15 protein-coding genes are annotated in these 20,095 nt (G+C 71.7%); 6 read left to right on the top strand and 9 right to left on the bottom strand.

Annotated features, from left to right (window positions below):
* Positions 1–52: 52 nt before the first annotated feature.
* A complete protein-coding gene (locus ACWEF2_RS15795; RefSeq protein ID WP_453815741.1) occupies positions 53–4,540 on the top strand; it encodes an HAD-IC family P-type ATPase in 4,488 nt (1,495 codons plus the stop codon).
* 68 nt (positions 4,541–4,608) lie between these two features.
* Positions 4,609–4,734: a hypothetical protein gene (locus tag ACWEF2_RS15800; protein WP_453815743.1), complete on the top strand. Its 126-nt coding sequence runs from the start codon at positions 4,609–4,611 to the stop codon at positions 4,732–4,734.
* 6 nt (positions 4,735–4,740) lie between these two features.
* Here the strand turns inward: ACWEF2_RS15800 and ACWEF2_RS15805 are convergent, their stop codons facing one another.
* The 6 genes from ACWEF2_RS15805 to ACWEF2_RS15830 form a co-directional block, all read right to left on the bottom strand.
* On the bottom strand, positions 4,741–6,087 hold the full coding sequence (locus ACWEF2_RS15805) for a glycoside hydrolase family 3 N-terminal domain-containing protein (RefSeq protein WP_453815745.1): 1,347 nt from the start codon (positions 6,085–6,087) through the stop codon (positions 4,741–4,743).
* Positions 6,088–6,257: 170 nt separating this feature from the next.
* Positions 6,258–7,937: a phosphoenolpyruvate--protein phosphotransferase gene (gene ptsP / locus ACWEF2_RS15810; RefSeq protein ID WP_453815747.1), complete on the bottom strand. Its 1,680-nt coding sequence runs from the start codon at positions 7,935–7,937 to the stop codon at positions 6,258–6,260.
* A gap of 11 nt (positions 7,938–7,948) precedes the next feature.
* Positions 7,949–8,206: an HPr family phosphocarrier protein gene (locus tag ACWEF2_RS15815; RefSeq protein WP_453815749.1), complete on the bottom strand. Its 258-nt coding sequence runs from the start codon at positions 8,204–8,206 to the stop codon at positions 7,949–7,951.
* Between the two features lie 297 nt (positions 8,207–8,503).
* Positions 8,504–8,950 (bottom strand): PTS sugar transporter subunit IIA, encoded by a 447-nt coding sequence (locus ACWEF2_RS15820; RefSeq protein WP_453815751.1) that lies wholly within the window; start codon positions 8,948–8,950, stop codon positions 8,504–8,506.
* Between the two features lie 80 nt (positions 8,951–9,030).
* Positions 9,031–9,267 (bottom strand): glucose PTS transporter subunit EIIB, encoded by a 237-nt coding sequence (locus ACWEF2_RS15825; protein ID WP_355591994.1) that lies wholly within the window; start codon positions 9,265–9,267, stop codon positions 9,031–9,033.
* Between the two features lie 52 nt (positions 9,268–9,319).
* Positions 9,320–10,354, bottom strand: a complete 1,035-nt coding sequence (locus ACWEF2_RS15830) for an SIS domain-containing protein (RefSeq protein WP_453815753.1) — start codon at positions 10,352–10,354, stop codon at positions 9,320–9,322.
* Between the two features lie 162 nt (positions 10,355–10,516).
* On the opposite strand from ACWEF2_RS15830, the gene ACWEF2_RS15835 reads away from it, so the two are divergent.
* The 3 genes from ACWEF2_RS15835 (at position 10,517) to ACWEF2_RS15845 (ending at position 13,435) form a co-directional block, all read left to right on the top strand.
* On the top strand, positions 10,517–11,257 hold the full coding sequence (locus tag ACWEF2_RS15835) for a GntR family transcriptional regulator (RefSeq protein WP_453815755.1): 741 nt from the start codon (positions 10,517–10,519) through the stop codon (positions 11,255–11,257).
* A gap of 80 nt (positions 11,258–11,337) precedes the next feature.
* Entirely contained in the window at positions 11,338–12,675 is a 1,338-nt protein-coding gene (locus ACWEF2_RS15840) for a PTS transporter subunit EIIC (RefSeq protein WP_453815757.1), read from the top strand.
* A 232-nt stretch (positions 12,676–12,907) separates the two neighbouring features.
* A complete protein-coding gene (locus ACWEF2_RS15845; protein ID WP_453815759.1) occupies positions 12,908–13,435 on the top strand; it encodes an Rv3235 family protein in 528 nt (175 codons plus the stop codon).
* Between the two features lie 81 nt (positions 13,436–13,516).
* Here the strand turns inward: ACWEF2_RS15845 and secA are convergent, their stop codons facing one another.
* Positions 13,517–16,315, bottom strand: coding sequence for a preprotein translocase subunit SecA (gene secA, locus ACWEF2_RS15850; protein ID WP_453815761.1), 2,799 nt, complete (start codon positions 16,313–16,315; stop codon positions 13,517–13,519).
* 504 nt (positions 16,316–16,819) lie between these two features.
* Here secA and ACWEF2_RS15855 point away from each other — a divergent pair.
* Positions 16,820–18,022, top strand: a complete 1,203-nt coding sequence (locus ACWEF2_RS15855; RefSeq protein WP_453815762.1) for a winged helix-turn-helix domain-containing protein — start codon at positions 16,820–16,822, stop codon at positions 18,020–18,022.
* A gap of 100 nt (positions 18,023–18,122) precedes the next feature.
* Here the strand turns inward: ACWEF2_RS15855 and ACWEF2_RS15860 are convergent, their stop codons facing one another.
* Together ACWEF2_RS15860 and hpf are read right to left on the bottom strand one after the other, a co-directional pair.
* A complete protein-coding gene (locus tag ACWEF2_RS15860; RefSeq protein WP_355591978.1) occupies positions 18,123–18,827 on the bottom strand; it encodes a response regulator transcription factor in 705 nt (234 codons plus the stop codon).
* Between the two features lie 95 nt (positions 18,828–18,922).
* The gene (hpf, locus tag ACWEF2_RS15865; protein ID WP_453815764.1) at positions 18,923–19,597 is read right to left on the bottom strand and encodes a ribosome hibernation-promoting factor, HPF/YfiA family; all 675 of its coding nucleotides are present in this window, start codon (positions 19,595–19,597) and stop codon (positions 18,923–18,925) included.
* Positions 19,598–20,095 lie beyond the last annotated feature (498 nt).

The raw sequence follows: 20,095 nt of genomic DNA on the forward strand, positions 1-20,095 counted from the left end.
CCCGCTGCCACCCCGGCCCTGCCCGAATGTTTCCCTTCTGCTGGAGAACCGAATGTTCCTGTCGCGTGTGCTCACGCTCTCCGCCGAAACGCTGTGGGAGGTCGTGCCCGGCGCCGTCCGGAACGTGCTGCCGCGTCCCCGCGCGGTACGGGCCTGTTCCGGTGGATTCCACGTCGACCTGCGTGTGATCGGCGGTCCGGGCACCGAGCGGCCGGCCCGGCGGCTCGAAGAGCTGCTGCTCGTGCTGGACGGGGTCGAGCGGGTGGAGGTCAACGGTGCCCTCGGCGCCGTCTTCGTGGGGGGCGACAGCGACTCGGTCGACCTGGACGGACTCCTGTCGATCATCGACGAGCTCGACGGCGAGGAGGACGGCGCCACCGGCGAGCAGGCTCCGGGCCCGTCCATCTCCACACTGGTGGAGCAGCACACGCGCGCCGGCATCCGGCTCGGCGCGAGCCTGATCGGAACAGGTCTGGCGTTGGCCGGGCGGCTGGCGCACCTACCGGCGCTCTCCCCCGCCGTCCCCACCCTGCTGCACCTGGCGGAATCCACCCCGGCGGTCCGTGCCGGGCTGGAGCGCCGGATCGGCCACCAGGCCACCGGCACCCTGTTCACCACGGCGAACATCGTCACCCACACGCTCGCGCTGCGCCCGCTGGGGCTGCTGGTGCAGTCCGTCTCCGCGGCCGGTAGATACGTGGAGGCCCGTGAGTCACGGCAGGCGTGGGAGGCTCACGCGCGGGACCTGGCCGCCACGAAGGGCGCCTACCGCCACACCCGGACGGCCAAGAGGCCGCGCCCGGCCCCCATGGCCCACAGCCCGGTGGAGCGGTTCGAGCGCACCGTGAGCCCGACGGCGCTGGGCACCTCCGCGCTGACGCGGGTGTTCAGCGGCAGCCGGCGACGGGGGCTCGCCATGATGGTCGCGGCGACGCCCAAGGCCGCGAAGGTCGGCCGCGAGGCCTTCGCCAGCGCGGTCGGGCGTGCTCTGGCACGGCGTGGCGCGGTCGTGCTCAACAGCGACGCGCTGCGCCGCATGGACGGCATCGACACGGTCGTCCTGGACGCGGGCCTGCTCGGCACGGGCTCCTGGACGATCGACCGCGTGGTGCCCCTCGCCGAGGACGTGGCCGCCGACGAACTGCACGCCCTGCTCTACAGTCTGATCGACTTCGACGCTCCCGCCACGCGGCGGGAGCGCGGCATGTGGGTGACCGAGCCACCGGCCGATCCGGCGGCGCCGACCGGGCTCGGCCCGGCCGACGCCGAGGAGTGGCGGGCCCGGGGCCTGCGCCCCCTGGTCGTGACGAGGCGGGGGGTCGTGGTCGCCCTGGCCGGTCTGGCGCCTGAGGTCCACCCGCTGGCCGACGCCCTGGTCGCGGCGGTGAGGGGCACCTGCGCCGTGGTCCTGGCCGGAGAGAACCCAGGGCTCGGCCCACGGCTGGGCGCCGACAGGATCGTGCCGGGCGGTAATCGGCTGGCCACCTGGATTCAAGCGCTCCAGGCCGACGGTCACGGGGTGGCCATGGTCTCGGAACGCTCCACCTCCGCGCTGGCCCAGGCGGATCTGGGCATCGGCGTGCCGTCCCTGCCGGGACGGGTGCCATGGGACGCGGACGTCATCGGCGAGCTCGACACGGTCCACCTGCTGCTGAGCTGCCTGGCACCGGCGAGGCGGACGAGCGAGCGGTGCGTACGGCTCAGCGTGGCGGGAGCCGCCGCCGGGGCCGCGCTGACGGCCACCGCCCCCCGCTCCGCGACGGTACGCAGGGCGCAGCTGGTGAACGACGGCACCGCGCTGGCCGCGATCGCCATGGGTGAGTGGGCGGGCCGTAACGCCGGCGACGAGGCGCCCCCGGTCAGCGCCGATCCCACCCCCTGGCACGCCATGCCGGTCGAGGACGTGCTGTCCCGGCTCGGCTCGTCGCCCAGCGGGATCACCGAGGCGGACGCCGCCAAGCGCAGGACGGCGCGGCCCGCCGGGACGCCGGACGGCGCCGACTCGCTGTTCCGCACGTCCGTGGCGGAGCTGGCCAACCCGCTGACCCCGGTGCTGGGGGCGGGGGCGGGCGTGTCGGCCCTGGTCGGCTCGGTCTCGGACGGGGTGCTGATAGCCGCGGTCGTGGTGATCAACGCGCTCATCGGCGGGGGCCAGCGGTTCGCGGCGGACCGGGCGCTCCACCGCCTCACCGAGACGGTCGCGGACCGCGTACGGCTGCGCCGCCCGGACGGGGCGGATCCCCACAAGGCCACCGAGACGAGCGTGGGGACGGGGACGGGGACGGGGACGGAGGCGACCTCGGGGACACCCGGGGGGACGGGCACGGGGGCGACCGCCGACGATCTCGTACCGGGGGACGTCATCGAGTTGCGGGCGGGCGACGCCGTACCGGCCGACTGCCGCGTGCTCACCGCGATGGGACTGGAGGTCGACGAGGCCGGGCTGACCGGCGAGTCCATGCTCGTCACGAAGTCACCGGCCCCGGTCAGCGCCGCCGCCGTCGCCGAGCGCAGTTCGATGGTCTACCAGGGCACGACGGTGGCGGCCGGTCACGGGCTCGCCGTGGTCGTGGCCGCGGGAGAGGCGACCGAGGCGGCGCGCACCGCCAGGTTCGCCTCGGAGCGGCGCCCGCCGACCGGCGTTCAGCTCCGGCTGCGGGCGCTGAACCGGCGGGTCCTGCCGGTCGCGATCGGCTCGGGCCTCGTCCTGCTGGCCGCGGACCTGCTGCGCGGCAGGTCGATGTCGGAGGCGCTCGCGCCGGCGGTGAGCCTGGCCGTCGCCTCGGTGCCCGAGGGGTTGCCCTTCGTCGCCTCGGTCGCCGAGCTGGCCGCGGCCAGACGGCTGTCGACCAGGAACACCCTCGTGCCCAACCCCTCCACGATCGAGGCCCTCGGCCGGGTGAACGTGCTCTGCTTCGACAAGACGGGGACGCTGACCGAGGGGCGCATCAGCCTGCGGTACGTCTCGGACGGGCACATCGAGCATCCCGCCGAGGCGCTGCCGCCGGAGCTGAGGCGGGTGGTGGCCGCCGGGCTGCGCGCGAGCCCCCGGTACGGCCGGGGCCGGGCCATCCCGCACCCCACGGACCGCGCCGTGGTGGACGGCGCCGGGCGGCTGCGGGTGACGCCCGAGGAGGGGCTGGGCACCTGGCGGCGGGTCGACGAGATGCCCTTCGAACCGGGGCGCGGCTATCACGCGGTGCTCGGGCTGGGGTCGGCGGAGCATGTGCTGAGCGTCAAGGGCGCCCCGGAGGCCGTGCTCACCCGCTGCTCGAACCTCCTGCGCGACGAGGAGACGATCTCGCTCACCGACCCCTTCAGGGCGGAGCTCGAAAAGGAGGTGGACCGGCTCGCCCAGCAGGGCTTCCGGGTGCTGGCGGTGGCGGAGCGTCCCGCCTCCGACCGCCGTGACCTCGACGAGTCCCGCATAGAGGGGCTGACCTTCCTGGGCTTCCTCTGCCTGACCGACCCGGTACGGCCCACGGCGGCCGAGAGCGTCGGCCGCCTGATGCGGGCGGGGGTCCGGGTCGCCATGATCACAGGCGACCATCCGAGCACCGCGGAGGCGATCGCCGTGGAGCTGGGCGTGCTGAACGGCGGGCGGATCATGACCGGTCCCGAGCTGGACGAGCTCGACGACGAGGCCCTGACGGAGGAGCTGACGGGGACGGAGCCCGGTGTGACGGTCTTCGCCAGGACCACTCCGGCGCACAAGGTCAGGATCGTCTCCTGCCTGCGCCGCTCCGGAAAGGTCGTGGCGGTCACCGGCGACGGCGCCAACGACGCTCCGGCCATTCGCGTCGCGGACGTGGGAATCGCCCTCGGCTCCCGTGCCACACCGGCGGCCAGGGCCGCCGCCGACGTCGTGGTGACCGACGACCGTGTCGAGACGATCGTCGACGCGATCATCGAGGGCCGGGCCATGTGGAGCTCGGTCCGCGACGCGCTGAGCATCCTGCTCGGCGGCAACGTCGGCGAGATCGTCTTCGCGGTCGGCTCCAGCCTGCTCACCGGCAGGAACGTGCTGAACGCCCGCCAGCTGCTCCTGGTGAACCTGCTCACCGACATGCTGCCCGCGATGGCGGTGGCCGTCCGGCCTCCGGCGTCGACCAGCCCGGAGCGGCTGCTCGCCGAGGGTCCCGAGGCCTCGCTGGGCGCCTCCCTGACCCGCGACATCTACCTGCGCGCCGCCACCACGGCGGCCGCGGCCGGCGCGGCCTGGTCGATCGGGCGGGTCACCGGCACGCGGAGCCGGGCGAACACCGTCGGACTGGTGGCGCTGGTGTCGGCGCAGCTGTTCCAGACCCTGGTCGCGGGCGGCCGGGATCGGGTGGTCGCGCTGGCGGTGCTCACCTCCCTCGCCGTGCTGGGCGCGAGCGTCTCCCTGCCCGGTCTCTGCGGGTTCTTCGGCTGCCGTCCCCTCGGGCCGGTCGGCTGGGGCATCGCGCTCGGAAGCGCCTGCGTCACCACGCTCATCGGGGTGGCGGTCGAGCCGCTGACCCGTGGAACGTCATCGAACGTTAACCAAACAGCAACCTGACATCGTCGCTTCGTATAGATTTGTCCGCAATCATCACAATAAGAGTGATTTATCAATGTGAGGTTGCTATGTCCGGATTCTTGGCCTCGGTGCTCACCAGGGCGACCGTCCTCCTGCTCGAAGCCATCGTCATGCGCATCGTCCAGTCGCTCGTGCTCTCGATGATCCGGCGCGGCGGCCTCCAGCCCTCCTGACCCCCGTCAGGGGGCCCGGTCGTTGATGAGCCGGGCGACCCCGCGATGCTCCGGAGAGCGCAGCACCCGCTCGGCCCGGTCCGCGTCCGCGACCGGGGCCCTCCTCAGCAACCCCCTGGCGGCCTTGAGCTTCAGCAGCCGCCGGACGGACTGGTCGAGCCGCCCGGTGGAGATCTTCCCGGATCGCACCGCGGCCAGCACCGCCTGGTACGCCTTGGGGTAGTCCGGCGGCATCAGCAGCAGGTCCACCCCGGCCTGGACGGCACGCACGGCCACCTGGCCGTCGCCGTACTTCTTGCGCACCCCGGCCATGTCGAGCGCGTCGGTCGAGACGACCCCGTCGAAGCCGAGCCTCTGGCGCAGCAGCCCGGTCAGGATCGGCTTGGAGAGCGTGGCCGGATCACCGGACGGGTCGAGCCTGGGCATGACCACGTGGGCGCTCATGATCGCGTCGATGTTCCCCCCGATGGCGGCGGCGAACGGCGGCGCGTCCAGCTTCTCCCACTGTGACCGGGAATGCCGGATCACCGGCAGCCCGGTGTGACTGTCCACGTTGGTGTCGCCGTGGCCGGGAAAGTGCTTGGCCGTGGAGGCGACCCCGGCGTCGTGGAAGCCCTTGACCGCGGCGGCGACCATCGACGCCACCTTCCTCGGGTCGGAGCCGTAGGCGCGGGGCCCGATCACCGGGTTACGCGGGTTGATGTTCACGTCGGCGACCGGGGCGAAGTCGAGGTTGACGCCCAGAGCCCTCAACTCGACGCCCGTCACCCTGGCGGCCTTGCGGGCCAGCGAGGGGTCTCCGACCGCGCCGATGGTCGAGGCGCCGGGCAGGTCGGTGACCAGCGGCGCGAGGCGGGAGACCCTGCCGTTCTCCTGGTCGGCGCCGATCAGCAGCGGGATCTCGGGGGACGCCTCCTGCAGCCCGTTGGTCAGCGCCACGACCTGACGGACGTTCTTGACGTTGTCCGCCCAGGGGAACAGGATCACCCCGCCCGGCCGGTACTTCGCGACCGCCTTGGCCGGGGTGTCCACGCCGAACCGCGCCTGGTTCTCCCCCGACGAGGTGTCCGCCGCCGGGCCGTACAGCACCGGCATGAAGAGCTGGCCGACCTTCTCCTCCACGCTCATCCGTGCGAGCACCGCCTCCACCTCGGGCGGAGCGGAGGTCGCCGGGGTCGCCTCCGGGGTCGCCTCCGGAGGCGTCACAGGCCGGGGGGACTCAGCCGGAGCCGTGCTCACCGAGGGGCGCTCCCCCGAGACGGACCCGGCCGGCGTGGTCGCCCCCGGGGCGGCACATCCGGCCACCACCGTCGCGACCACCACAAGACCCGTCGTACGAATGCACCGAACCATGGGCCCCACGCTATCCGCGTGGGCGAGTGGACACGCCGTATCCCACCGCCCCCGCCCGCCGCGGCCCCGCCTGCGACCCCACCCTGCCCCTCCGCATCACCCCATGCCCTCGGCCCCGGATGGACAGCCTCTCGAAGGGCCGGAGGACCGAGGGCCGGGCCGGTCGGCCCTCAGCGGGCCGGCGCGTCCAGGTCCGGCAGATGCGAGCGGGCCGCGGCGCACGCCTCCTGCGCGGAGTGCGCGGCGCGCGCGGCCCGGGCGGCCAGCAGGCACTGCTCGCGGGTGTGCCGCGACAGCGCGGCCCGTACGGCGGGCAGTGAGGGGGACGCCATCGACAGCGAGGTGACGCCGAGCCCGACCAGCACACAGGCGAGGGCCGGATCGGCCGCCGCCTCCCCGCAGACCCCGCACGGCCTGCCGCGCTCGGCGGCGCCCGCCACGGCCAGGGCGATCATGTCGAGCAGCGCGGGCTGCCAGGAGTCCTGCAACGTGATCAGCGCGCCCAGCCGGCGGTCGGCGGCGAAGGTGTACTGGGCCAGGTCGTTGGTCCCTATCGACAGGAAGTCCGCCTCCGCGGCCAGGTCGGAGGCGCGCAGGGCGGCCGAGGGGATCTCGATCATCGCCCCCGCGGACGACAGCCCCGCGTCCTTGCAGGCCGCCGCGTACCAGGCGACCTCCTCGGCGACGGCCACCATCGGGGCCATCACCTGGAGCCTGGCCGAGGACCAGGAGGCGGCGCGGGCCAGGGCTCCGAGCTGCCCGCTCGCGATTTCCGGATATTTCTGGAAGAGGCGGATGCCGCGCTGCCCCAGCGCCGGATTCGGCTCCTCATCCTGCGGCAGGAAGGCCAGCGGCTTGTCCGCCCCCGCGTCGAGCGTCCGCACCACCACCCGGCCGCCGGGGAAGGCGTCGAGCACCTCCAGGTAGGCCGCCACCTGCTCCTCCTCGGACGGCGGCGTGGTCCGGTTCAGGAAGAGGAACTCGGTCCGGTAGAGCCCGATGCCCTCGGCACCGTACTTCAGCGCGTCCCGCACGTCGCGCGGCCCGCCGATGTTGGCCAGCAGCGGCACGGCGTGCCCGTCGGCGGTCGCCCCCGGTCCGGTCGCGGCGGCGAGCACGGCCTCCCCGACCGCGGCGGCCCGCGTCACCGTGGCCACCTCGTCGTCCGAGGGCGCGGCCCTCACCCGGCCGGAGGCACCGTCCACCAGCACCGGCGTGCCCGGCTTGATCGAGGTCGCCCCCGGGCAGGCCACGACGGCCGGCACACCCATCGCCCGGGCGAGGATCGCGGTGTGGCTGGTCGGGCCGCCCTGCTCTGTGACGAAGGCGGCCACCACGTCCCTGGACAGCGTCGCGGTGTCGGCCGGCGCCAGGTCACGGGCGATGAGAACGTACGGCCGCGCCGCGTGGGACGGCAGGCCCGGCACCGGCAGGCCCTCCAGCACCGCGACGACCCGGTCCCTGACGTCGTCCAGGTCCGCGGCGCGCTCCCCGAGGTATCCCCCGGCTCCGACGATCAGCTCGCGGTACCGGCCGAACGCCTCGTAGACCGCTCGGGCGGCGGTGGCACCCCCGTCGACCAGCTCGGCCACCTCGACGGCCAGGCCCGGGTCGCGCGCCATCAGCGCCTGCGCCCCCAGGATCTCCCGGGCCGGGCCGGCGGCCCGCGCCCCCCGCCACTCCAGGCCGCCGGCGACCCGCTCCAGCGCCCCGACGGCCCTGGCGCGCTCCGCCCCGGCGTCCCCGTCGTGGCGGGCACCGGACTCGGGCGCGGGGACCTCACGCGAGACGACGTACCCGGGCCCGAACCCGACCCCCGGGCTCACCCCCACCCCCGAGAGCGTGTTCACCGCGCCGACGCTCACGGCGCCGACGCGATGAGGGCGAGCTCGTCCAGCAACCGGTCGGCACCCTCACCCTCGGCCTTGATCACCACGGTGTCCCCCTGCCGGACGTCGAGCGAGAGGACCGCGAGGATGCTCTTGGCGTTCACCGGCAGGCCGTCCCCCTTCGCGACGGTGATCTCCAGGGGCGCCTTGGCCGCGGTCCGCACGAACGTCGCGGCGGGGCGGGCGTGCAGACCGACCTCGGACTCGACGGTGACTTGGCGCTCGGCCACGTGTTCCTCCTGAGGGATCGGCCCGGTGGTCCAGACCTCCGGGCCCGTTGGATGGTGGATGGAGGCCACTCGCCCCATGTCGGGCCGGTGACCACGAGATCCGCTTCGGCCGGGCTCCGTGCCCGCGTGGGTCGTCGCCGGACCCACGCGTGTCATACCCACGGCCTTGGCCGCCGCAATCCCGGCGATCGAATCTTCGAAGACGACGGAGCGGGCCGGATCGACGGACGGTCCGGCCGGCCGCCGACGGGAACCTCCCGACCGGCGGGCCGTACCCGGCCACCCCGCCGACCGGGCTCATATCCAGCGGAAGAGCTCGTCCCCCGCACGCACCGCGCCCTCGGCGAGCGTGGTGACGGCGGCCGGCGCCGCGTCCAGCGCCACCACCGGGCAGATGGGCGAGCGACCGCCCGCCTCGACCTCGGCGGGGTTCCAGGCGACCACGGGCTGACCCGCGCTCACCCGGTCACCCTCGGACGCGAGCAGCTCGAACCCCTCGCCCCTGAGCTGGACGGTGTCGACGCCCAGGTGAACCAGGACCCCCCTGCCGTCGTCGCCGACGACGACGAACGCGTGCGGGTACAGCTTGGCGATCCTACCGGCGATGGGCGCGACCGCCCGGCCCGGCCCCCTGACCGGCTCGACGGCCATCCCCGGCCCGACCAGCCCTTCGGAGAACACCGGGTCGGGCACCGCTCCCAGCTCCACGGCCGCCCCCGCGACCGGGGCCAGAACTGTGGTCATCACTCCCCCCGTCTCCCGCTCCCCATCCTCGTCTCCGTGGCGTGGGGGACCGTGGGGAACGGGGAGGGTACCCGGCACTCTCAGCCGATGATGTCCTCGATGTCACTGGCGATCGTGTCCGCCTCGGGACCCACGACCACCTGGACGACGTTGCCCGCGGTCATCACCCCGTGCGCGCCGGCCGCCCTGAGGGCCGCCTGATCGACCTTGGCCGCGTCGCGCACCTCGGTGCGGAGCCGGGTGATGCAGGGTTCGATCTCAATGATGTTCTGCACGCCACCGAGTCCCGCGATGATCGCGCCGGCGTCAGCCGCCATATCGCCCTCCAGTCGTCATCGGTCTGTGACCAGGCTAAACGAGACCGGGCGATCAGTCGGTCCGTGTCACCTTGTTGAGACCTCGGGGCGCGTCCGGATCGATCCCGAGTCTGCGGGCGAGGGCCTCGGTCAGCAGCTGCCCGGGGACGATCAGGCCGAGCGGGGCGACCCATTCGGGCAGGTCGGGGCCGTTCAACGCGGCGCTGGAGACCGCGGCGAGCGCGGGACCTCCGCCGACGGTGAAGGCCTGGGCCCCCGCGCCGGTGACCCGCTCGGCGAGGGCCACGGTACCGGCCAGCGTCGGCCCCTCGGCCGCCGCGACCAGGATGGCGGGGGTGTCCCGGTCGACCACGGCGATCGGGCCGTGCAGCAGGTCGGCGTAGGACAGGCCCATGGCGTGCAGGTAGCACGCCTCCTTGAGCTTGAGCGCCAGCTCCAGCGCGGTGGAGAAGGCCAGGCCCCGGCCGGAGACCACCACGCCCGGCTTGTCGGCCAGCCCCTCGACGACCGTCTCCAGGTCTCCCGGATCGGAGATCAGCCTCTCCACCGCGTCCGGCACCCGCCGCAGGTCGGCGGGGTCGACGTCGGCGCCCAGGCCGAGACAGAGCACGGCCAGCGCGGCGAGCTGGGTGGTGTAGGTCTTGGTGGCGGGGACGGCCTTCTCCTCACCGGCGAGTGTGCACAGGGCCAGGTCGGCGCTCTGGGCGAGGGGGCTCCGCTCGCCGCCGTTGGTGATGGCCACGGTCCTGGCGCCGCAGTCACCGGCCCAGGCGAGGGTCTCGACGATCTCCTCGGTCCTGCCCGACTGGGAGAGCGCGACGGCCAGCACCCCGTCGAGGTCCAGCCTGCGCCGGTAGGCGGTGGCGATCGAGGGCGCCGCGAGCGTGGCCAGGCGTCCGGTGTGTGCCTCCGCGAGATAACGGCCGTAGACTGCGGCGTTGTCGGAGGTGCCGCGGGCGATGAACAACAGCTGGCGTGTCCGGCTCGCGAGCCGTTCCACCTCCCCGATCCGGGGGAGGAGGGCGTCCAGCGTGGCTCGCAGCGCGGCGGGCTGCTCGGCGATCTCGCTGCGCATCCTGGTCGTCATCTCGCGCCGCCCTTCGTTCGGATCGAGGCGGCCGGGCCGTTACCGATCCGTCGCCGGTCCGCAGATTGACACCCATTTCCGGCCTGTGGTCTAGTCCGGACTAGACCACAGGCCGAACCATAACTCATCTCCATTTCGCGGATCGAGAGGGGGAGGGATCCGGTGGCCCAGATCGATCCCGACAGTCCGGTGCCCAAGTACTTCCAGCTCAGGGAGATCCTGCTCGACCTCGTCGATGGTGACGAGCTGGCGATCGGGGCGGCGATTCCCTCCGAGCGCGAGCTCTGCCAGCGCTTCGGACTGTCCCGCATGACGGTACGGCAGGCCGTGGACCACCTGGTCTCCGAGGGCAGGTTGCAGCGTGTCGCGGGCAAGGGCACCTTCGTGGCCCGTCCGAAGATCGAGATGGCCCTCCGGCTGACCTCGTTCAGCGACGAGATGCGCGCCCGCGGCATGGAGCCCGGCTCCCGCGATCTGGACCGCCGGGTGGTCAGGGCCAGCGCGTACCTCGCCAGGGAACTCGGCATCCGGCCGGGGGACGAGGTCCACTTCATCGAACGGCTCCGCACCGCCGCCGCCGAGCCCATGTGCGTCGAGCGGGCCCACATCCCGGTCTCCCTCGCACCCGACCTCGACACCCACGACCTGACGGGCCGCTCGCTGTACGCCCTGCTCGAAAGCCGTTACGGCCTGATCCTCGACGCCGGTGAGCTCACCATCGACGGCGGCATCGCCGATCCGGGCGACGCCGACCTGTTGAAGCTGCCACGCGGCGGAGCGGTCCTGCTGCTCCAGCGGCGTTCGTTCACGGGGGGAGTCTGCGCCGAACTCGGGGTATCCACCTACCGTGCCGACCGCTACCAACTCCGCACGGCCCTGGAGACACCCGTGCGCCGTACCTGACCTCCTCCCCCTCCGGAGGGGAGTTCGCTGACTTCCTCCCCACGGCTGAAGCCCGGGGTCTCCACGCTCAAGGAGAGTCGATGAGTTCCCTCTCAGCGGACGCGGATCTCCCCGCCGCGTCCCCGACCGGCTCAGCCGTGATGGCCGTGCTACAGCGTCTGGGACGCTCTCTCATGCTGCCGATCGCGGTGCTGCCCGCCGCGGGCCTGCTGCTCCGGCTCGGGCAGGACGACCTGGTGGGGCGGACCGACAACGTCCTGCTCGACAACGTCGCGCACATCCTCGGCACGGCGGGCGGCACCCTCTTCGACAACCTCGCCCTGCTGTTCGCGGTCGGCGTGGCGATCGGCTTCGCCCGCAAGTCCGACGGCTCCACCGCGCTCGCCGCGCTGGTCGGCTACCTCGTCTTCCACGCGGTCAGCATGACCATGTTCTTCAACCTGTTCGACGCCGGGCTCCGCAAGACGATCAGCACGGAGATCTTCGACAGGTCCCACCCCGGCGTCCCCGGCGTGGTGCTCAACCTCGGCGCGCAGAACCCCACCCGGGTGCTCGGCGGCATCGTCATGGGCCTGGTCTCCGCGCTGCTCTGGCAGCGTTTCCACCGGACAAGGCTGCCGACCTGGCTGGCCTTCTTCAGCGGCCGGCGTCTGGTGCCCGTCCTCACCGCGTTCGCCGGGCTCGTGCTCGGCGTGATCTTCGGCGCCGTCTGGCCCGTCATCGGCAGCGGGCTCGGCGCGTTCGGCAACTGGCTCGCCGCCAACAGCACGGTGGGCGCGGGCGTCTACGGCATGGCCAACCGCGCGCTGCTCCCGCTGGGCCTGCACCACATCGTCAACAACGTGGTCTGGACCCAGGTCCCGGGCTGCGTGGTGGGCGGCAAACAGCTCGCCGGCGACCTGGTCTGCTTCAACAACGGCGCCGTGGGCTACGGCGGCTTCGAGGCCGGGCTCTACCCGGTCCTCATGTTCGGCCTGCCCGCCGCGGCGATCGCCATCTGGCGGGCCGCGCCGCCGCACCGCCGCACCGCGGTCGGCTCGATCATGATCTCCGGCGCGCTCACCGCCTTCCTCACCGGCATCACCGAACCGATCGAGTTCGCCTTCGTCTTCGTGGCCCCGATCCTGTTCGTGGTGCACATCGTGCTGACCGGCATCTCCCTGGCGGTCGCCTCCGCGCTGGGCGCCAAGCTCGCCTTCAGCTTCTCCTCCGGGCTGATCGACCTCGGCCTGTACGGCACCGCCCCCAACGCCCGGAACGTCCCGATCATCCTGGTGATGGGGCTGATCTACGCGGTGATCTACTACACCGTGTTCAGCTTCCTGATCAGGAGGCTGAACCTCGCCACCCCCGGCCGCGAGCCCCAGGAGGCCGACCCGCCGTCCAGTACGGCCACCGCCCGGCCGCCCACCCCCTGAGCGGGCCGACCCCGCCCGGTGAGCCGTGTTCCGGCCACGCCCCGGGTGAGGGGGACCGGCACCGTAACCCGTCCGGTCACCGGCCGGAACCAATCCAGCTTGGACCGATCTTCCCTCCCCTATCGGGGTAAAACACCGGGGTGCCGCCGGAAGCTGGCGATCGGCGTATCTGGACGGTGGACCGGAAACTCATAGCTGTGTCCGTTCCGCCGACGACCGCCGGAGTCCGTCCATGCCACGCCCCCCACGGCCGGTGCCGCTGCCCCGCCTCGCCTCCTCCCCCACGGCCGAACCGCCCTACGACGACGAGCGGCCGTTCCCGGGCGTTCCGTCGATTCCGGCCGGGCCCGGCGGCCCGCCGTACGTGCAGGGGGCGCTCGCCCTCGCCTTCGACCCCGCGCCGGTCGAGACCGAGGCGGGGCACGCCCTGATCTGGGGGCCGCCGGGCGCGATTCCGGACGAGCGCCGGCTGCGGGCCCTCGGCCAGGCCGTCGCCGAGGTGCTGGCGGGCAGGCGGGCCCCTTCGAGTGTCCTCTCGCACCTGACCGACCGGGCCGGCGCCGAGCTGGCCAGGAGCGGAAAGATCATCAACTGTTCCGGGCCACCGCTGGTCGGCCGGCCCCACGTGTCCCAGCCCGGAGACGGGGTGGTGGAGATGTGCGTCCTGGTGAACTGCGGCGACCGGTCGCGGGGGCTGGCGCTGAGACTGGAGCGGCGGGGCGTGCGCTGGCTCTGCACCGACTTCGAGGCGACCCCGTGAGGTTCGAGGCGGCCCGCTGAGAAAGCCGGAGGGCCCGCACAGCCGTGCGGGCCCTCCGGGTGGATTCTCCCCGGCCCGTGGTCAGGCCTCGACGTGCTTGGGGTCGCCGTGGCAGCGCTTGTACTTCTTGCCGGAGCCGCAGGGGCAGGGGGCGTTGCGCTCGACGTTGCCGTAGGCGTCGCGCTCCGCCTTGCTGCTGACCCTGGTGTGCTCGACCTCGCCGCGCTCGCCGGGCGCGGTGTACTCCAGCTCGGCGGGGCGCTGCGGACCGCGCAGCCCCCGGGCGATGATGGAGCGGGTCTCCGCGATCGACTCGTCCTCGTGGGCGTCGTGCTCCTCGACGATCGGGTTGGTCTGCACCTCGACCTCAAGGTTGAACAGATAGCCGACCGACTCCTCCTTGATGCCGTCAAGCATCTGGGAGAACATGTCGAAGCCCTCGCGCTGGTACTCGATCAGGGGGTCGCGCTGCGCCATCGCGCGCAGGCCGATGCCCTCCTGGAGGTAGTCCATCTCGTAGAGGTGCTCGCGCCACTTGCGGTCCAGGACCGACAGGATGACCCGGCGCTCCAGCTCCCGCATGGTCTCCGCGCCCAGCTCCTCCTCGCGGCGGTCGTAGGCGGCCATCGCGTCGGCCTTGACCTGGTCGGCGAGGATCTCGGCGGTGAGCTCCTCACGGCCACCGGCCTCCTCGGCCACCCCGTCGACGGTGAGGGTGATCGGGTAGAGCTGGCCGAGCGCCTTCCAGAGCTTGTCGAGGTCCCACTCCTCGGCGAAGCCCTCGGCGGTGGCACCCGCGACGTACTCGCTGACCACGTCGTTGATGAAGCCCCGGATCTGCTCGTGCAGGTCCGCGCCCGCCAGCACCCGGTGACGCTCGGCGTAGATCACCTTGCGCTGCCGGTTCATCACCTCGTCGTACTTCAGAACGTTCTTGCGGATCTCGAAGTTCTGCTGCTCGACCTGGTGCTGAGCTGAGGCGATGGCCTTGGAGACGATGCCCGACTCGATCGGGACGTCGTCCGGGATGTTCAGCCGCGTCATGATCATCTCGACCCTGGCCGAGTTGAACAGGCGCATGAGATCGTCTTCGAGCGAGAGGTAGAAGCGCGACTCGCCCGGGTCGCCCTGGCGCCCCGACCGGCCGCGGAGCTGGTTGTCGATGCGCCGCGACTCGTGCCGCTCGGTGCCCAGCACGTAGAGGCCGCCGAGATCGGTGACCTCGTCGTGCTCGGCCTGAACGGCCTCCCTGGCCTTCTCCAGCGCCTCGGCCCAGGCCTTCTCGTACTCTTCGGGGGTCTCGACCGGGTCCAGGCCCCGGCCGCGCAGCTCGAAGTCCGCCCGGAAGTCGGGGTTGCCGCCGAGCATGATGTCGGTGCCCCGGCCGGCCATGTTGGTGGCGACCGTGACGGCGTGCTTGCGACCCGCCTCGGCGATGATCGCCGCCTCACGCGCGTGGTTCTTGGCGTTGAGGACCTCGTGCTTGACGCCTTTGCGCTTGAGCTCCTTGGCGAGACGCTCGGACTTGGCCACGCTGGTGGTGCCGACCAGGACCGGCTGGCCCCGCTCGTAGCGCTCCTTGATGTCGTCGACACAGGCCAAGAACTTGGCGTCCTCGGTCTTGTAGACCACGTCGGCCTGGTCCTTGCGGACCATCGGCCGGTTCGTCGGGATCGGGACGACGCCGAGCTTGTAGGTCTGGTGGAACTCGTTGGCCTCGGTGGCCGCGGTGCCGGTCATGCCGGACAGCGTGGCGTAGAGGCGGAAGTAGTTCTGCAGCGTGATCGTGGCGAGGGTCTGGTTCTCGTCCTTGATCTTTACGCTCTCTTTGGCCTCGATGGCCTGGTGCATGCCCTCGTTGTAGCGGCGGCCGTGCAGGACTCGGCCGGTGAACTCGTCGACGATCAGGACCTCGCCGTCGACGACGATGTAGTCCTTGTCCTTCTTGTAGAGTTCCTTGGCCTTCAGCGCGTTGTTGAGGAAGCCGACCAGGTGGGTGTGCTCGGGCTTGTAGAGGTTGTCGATCCCCAGCCAGTCCTCGACCTTCTCCACGCCCGACTCGAAGATGCCCACGGTGCGCTTCTTCTCGTCGACGGAGTAGTCGCCGGTGTTCTCCTCGCCGTCCTTGCCCTCGGTGCCCCTGCGGAGCCGGGGCACGATCTTGGCGAACTCGGCGTACCACTTGCCGGACTGCTCGCCGGGGCCGGAGATGATCAGCGGCGTCCTGGCCTCGTCGATGAGGATCGAGTCGACCTCGTCGACGATGGCGAAGTTATGGCCGCGCTGGACGCACTCCTCCAGCGACCAGGCCATGTTGTCGCGCAGGTAGTCGAAGCCGAACTCGTTGTTCGTGCCGTAGGTGATGTCCGAGTTGTACTGCTTGCGACGCTCATCCGGCGGCATGTTCGCCAGGATCACGCCGACCTCCAGACCGAGGAAGCGGTGGATCCGGCCCATCTCGTCGGCGTCACGCTTGGCCAGGTAGTCGTTGACCGTGATGACGTGGACGCCCTTGCTGGAGAGCGCGTTGAGGTAGGCGGGGAGCGTACAGGTGAGGGTCTTGCCCTCACCGGTGCGCATCTCGGAGATGTTGCCCATGTGCAGGTTGGCCCCGCCCATGATCTGCACGTCGAAGTGGCGTTTGCCCAGCACACGCCGGGAGGCCTCACGGACGGTGGCGAAGGCTTCGGGAAGCAGGTCGTCGAGGGACTCGCCGTCGACATGGCGCTGCCTGTACTCCGCGGTGAGTGCGCGGAGCTCGGCGTCGGTCAGGCTCGTGAAGTCGTCCTCAATGGAGTTGACCTGGTCGGCGATCCGCTTGAGCTTACGCAGAAGCTTGCCTTCGCCTGCGCGAAGAATCTTATCGAGAAAGGCTGGCACTTTAGGTAAAGCTCCTCGCAGGTCTTCCGCGGCCGGACGGGCCCGGATGAGGACGAGACATGGTTCTCCGCTGCCATCGTAGGCGGTTCTACCACCGGACACAGCCACCCTGAAAGACGCTCTTCGCGTCCACGGAGTTCCCAGCGTCCTTTTTATAGGGAGTAGTACTCACCCTAAAGGGTATGCCGGTTTGCCCACGCGTATCGCGACAACCGGAGGCCTCCGGCGCGTCGCGAACCGGGGGAGACACCGTCTCGGCCGTCCGCGTCATGGGCGGGATCCCCGCCCTCGCCCTCCAGGTCTTCGAGGATGTCGTGGCGGACGCCCCGCGCGCGCCGTACGGCCCTGCGGGGCCCGCCCGAAGGACACCGGCATAGCCTTTTCGTCGGTGCGGCGCGCTAGCCTCCGCATCATGCCGACACGTTTCCCCTCCCAGGCCCCCTCCCGGCCCCCCTTCCCCGCCCGCCTTCCGGCCCCCGCGCCGGCCCTCTCCCCGGACCGGCCATGACGCCTCCCGGACCGGCCTCGACACTGGAGCTCTCCGCCAACGAGGCCCGCCGGATCATCCTGCGCGCCCAGGGCCTCCTGGGCGCCGACGCCCGCCGCGGCGGGGCCGCGGCGACCCTGCGCCGGCTGGGAGCGGTCCAGCTCGACACGATCTCCGTCCTGGCCCGTTCCCACGAGCTCGTCGCCTACGCCAGGCTCGGCGCGGTCGGCAGACGGCAGGTCGAGCTGGCCTACTGGGACGATCCCGCCCGCGCCTTCGAGTACTGGTGCCACGCCGCCTGCGTGCTGCCGATCGACGACTGGCCCCTCTACGCCTTCCGGCGCAGATACTTCCGCGCCAGGAAGCAGCACTGGCACGCCCTGCCCGCCGACGTGGACAAGGTGCTCGATCGGGTCCGCGAGAACGGCCCGCTGACCGCGACCGACATGGGGGGCGCCAAGAACGGCGGCACCTGGTGGGACTGGTCCGACTCGAAGATCTCCGTCGAGTGGCTGCTGAACACCGGCGAGGTGGTCTGCACCCGCCGTACCGGCTGGCGCCGCGTCTACGACCTGGCCGAGCGCGCGGTCCCCGCCCACCTGCTGGCCGAGGAGCTCACCGACGCGGAGTGCGTCGGCCGCCTCGCCCGGATCGCCGGGCGGGCGCTCGGCGTCGCCACCCGCGCCGACCTCGTCGACTTCCTCCGCCTCAAGCTCCCCGAGGGCGCCCTTTTGGACAGGGCGCTGCTCGACGGCGCCGCCGGCCTCGTCCCGGTGCGCGTCTCCGGCTGGCCCGAGCGGTCGGCGAGCGCCTGGGCCGACCCGGCCGCCCTGCGGAGCGAGCCCCGGGGCCGCCACCGCACCACACCGCTCTCGCCGTTCGACTCCCTGGTCTGGGACCGGGCCCGCACCGCCCGCGTGTTCGGCTTCACCCACCGCCTGGAGGCGTACGTCCCGAGGGATCGGCGGGTCCACGGCTACTTCGCCATGCCCGTCCTCGCCGGGGGCCGGCTGATAGGCCGGATCGACCCCGCCCGGGAGGGGTCCACCCTCGTCGCGCGTCAGATCGGCCTCGAACCCGGGGTCAACCGGCGTGGGGCCGTCGAGTCGCTGGCCGACGCCCTCCGGGAGGCGGCGAGCTGGGTCGGCTGCGACGACGTCCGGGTCGAGCGGGTGGACCCGGACCTGGCGGCGCCCCTTGAGAGGGCTCTGACCCGCTGAGACCCGGGACCGGTGAACCGCCGGACCCCAGAGGGGTGGGGCTGGTAGGACTGGGACGTGTGGGTGGTGCCCGGTGGGCCGGTCACCACCCACAGGTCTCTCAGGTGATTTCGAGCATTCGCTCGCGGACCGCGTAGACGACCGCCTCCATCCGGGAGTGGAGTTGCAGTTTGTCCAGGATGTTGCGGACGTGGTTCTTCACGGTGTTCTCGGAGATGAACAGTTGCTTGGCGATATCACGGTTGTTCATGCCCTTCGCGACCAGGCGGAGCACCTCCATCTCCCGGTCCGTCAGTCGGGGGACGGGAAGCTGGGGGGGCCGCTCGGCCTCCTTGCGGCTCATGTTGGCGAACTCCGTGATGAGCTTGGCCGCCATCGCCGGGTTGATCAGCGACTGCCCTTCGTGGACCCCGCGCACCGCCTCGGGGACCTCGTCGAGCTGCACGTTCTTCAGCAGATAGCCGGTGGCACCCGCCTTGATCGCCTCGAAGAGATCCTCCTCCTCGTCGCTCACGGTGAGCATGATGATCCGTGTGCTCGGCACCGATGCCTTGATCTCACGGGTGGCCTCGATGCCGCTTCTGCGGGGCATCCGGACGTCCATGAGCATGACGTCCGGGGTGAGGCGGTCGGCGAGCTCGACCGCCTCCTGACCGTCGCTGGCCTCACCGACCACCTCGATGTCCGCCTCCGCGGCCAGCGCCATCTCCAGGCTTCGGCGGATCAGCGCGTGATCGTCGACGATCAGCACGCGGATCGGGTCACCTCGCCTGGCAGGGCGGGTCGCCTCGTCGGATTCCGTCACGCCTCCTCCTCGGGGGGCCAGAGCCGTTGGACCGCCATGATTACACGGGTTTCCGGTCCTGGGGTTGGTCGGAGAGGATCTTCGAACGCGTCCGTTCAGGGTTCGACGAGCCGCAACACGCCGTAGTTGTAGCCCTGCCGGAGGTACACGACGCTCGGCTGCCCGCTCTCCTTGTCACGGAAAAGGTAGAAGTCGTGGCCGACCAGCTCCATCTCCAGGAGCGCCTGGTCGATGGTCATCGGGTCGGCCTTGTGGTGCTTCTCGCGGACCACCAGCGGCCCGTCGCCTTCCATCTCGATCGGGACGACGGCCCGGTCCTCCGAGAGGTCGGCCTCGGCCTCGGCCACCGCGGCCGGCTTGTGCGCGGACACGGGGCGGGGCTGGACGGCCTCGGCCTCGGCCTCGAAGGACTGGGCGAGCGCGGTGGCGGTGAGCTCGGCGACGGAGGGGGGACAGTGGTTGCCGTGGTGGATCTTGCGTCGGTCGGCGAGGCGCCGGAGCCTTCCCTCAAGCTTTCCCATCGCCATGTCGAGGGCGGTGAAGCGGTCGTCGGCCGCGGCCTCGGCCCGCACGGCGGGACCGCGTGAGTGGATGGTGAGCTCGACCCGCTCCCGCGGGCCGTTGATGCGGCCGTTGGTTTCCCTGGTCACCTCCACATCAACGCTGATGAGCTTGTTGTCCAGGCGCTCGATCCTGGCCAGCTTGGTCGTCACGTGGTCGCGGAATCGGTCACTCACTCCGGTGTGCCGACCCTTGACGATGATTTCCATGCACAGCCCCCTTCGAATCCCGACGGTGGTACTAGCGGCACCCGCTCGGCCGACCTGGTCTTCGTCCCCACATCCGCCTGCTGAGGGTTTCGCAGCTCTTTGCCACTACATGCCCTTCTCTTCTGGCGAGGAACATCTGGCTCCTCGGGAAGGCAGGACTTACCTCTAAGCCGCACCGTGATCGACCGACGAGAAGTCGTCTTACGTGGACCGTTTGGCCTGCGGCTGGCATCGGCTAGCCAGGCCGACTCCCCTGAGGGGGTCGGTCCGGCGCAACCACGGACCCGAGCGGGTGCCATGGCTCAGACGCTATCCGTATACCGACCGAATGTCAGCCTGGCAGCCGCCCGAAGGATCACTTTGCGTCATCCCCGCCGGGAACGCCGGGGCCGGGGAGGGGTTCTTCGGCGGGCCGATATCCAGATATATGAGGATTTCTCATATCTGTCGGGCGGCCACAGGCTGCCGACCGGGACAGGGAGGTATGACTTCGGAGTG

Source organism: Streptosporangium sp. NPDC004631 (assembly GCF_053601935.1).

What these genes read in the sequence shown, in the direction of transcription:
- ACWEF2_RS15825 (WP_355591994.1), bottom strand. Translation starts at nt 9,267, where the DNA reads ATGGCGGCTGACGCCGGCGCGATCATCGCGGGACTCGGTGGCGTGCAG.
- ACWEF2_RS15820 (WP_453815751.1), bottom strand. Translation starts at nt 8,950, where the DNA reads ATGACCACAGTTCTGGCCCCGGTCGCGGGGGCGGCCGTGGAGCTGGGA.
- ACWEF2_RS15800 (WP_453815743.1), top strand. Translation starts at nt 4,609, where the DNA reads ATGTCCGGATTCTTGGCCTCGGTGCTCACCAGGGCGACCGTCCTCCTG.
- ACWEF2_RS15830 (WP_453815753.1), bottom strand. Translation starts at nt 10,354, where the DNA reads ATGACGACCAGGATGCGCAGCGAGATCGCCGAGCAGCCCGCCGCGCTG.
- ACWEF2_RS15805 (WP_453815745.1), bottom strand. Translation starts at nt 6,087, where the DNA reads ATGGTTCGGTGCATTCGTACGACGGGTCTTGTGGTGGTCGCGACGGTG.
- ACWEF2_RS15855 (WP_453815762.1), top strand. Translation starts at nt 16,820, where the DNA reads ATGACGCCTCCCGGACCGGCCTCGACACTGGAGCTCTCCGCCAACGAG.
- ACWEF2_RS15840 (WP_453815757.1), top strand. Translation starts at nt 11,338, where the DNA reads ATGAGTTCCCTCTCAGCGGACGCGGATCTCCCCGCCGCGTCCCCGACC.
- hpf (WP_453815764.1), bottom strand. Translation starts at nt 19,597, where the DNA reads ATGGAAATCATCGTCAAGGGTCGGCACACCGGAGTGAGTGACCGATTC.
- ACWEF2_RS15845 (WP_453815759.1), top strand. Translation starts at nt 12,908, where the DNA reads ATGCCACGCCCCCCACGGCCGGTGCCGCTGCCCCGCCTCGCCTCCTCC.
- ACWEF2_RS15795 (WP_453815741.1), top strand. Translation starts at nt 53, where the DNA reads ATGTTCCTGTCGCGTGTGCTCACGCTCTCCGCCGAAACGCTGTGGGAG.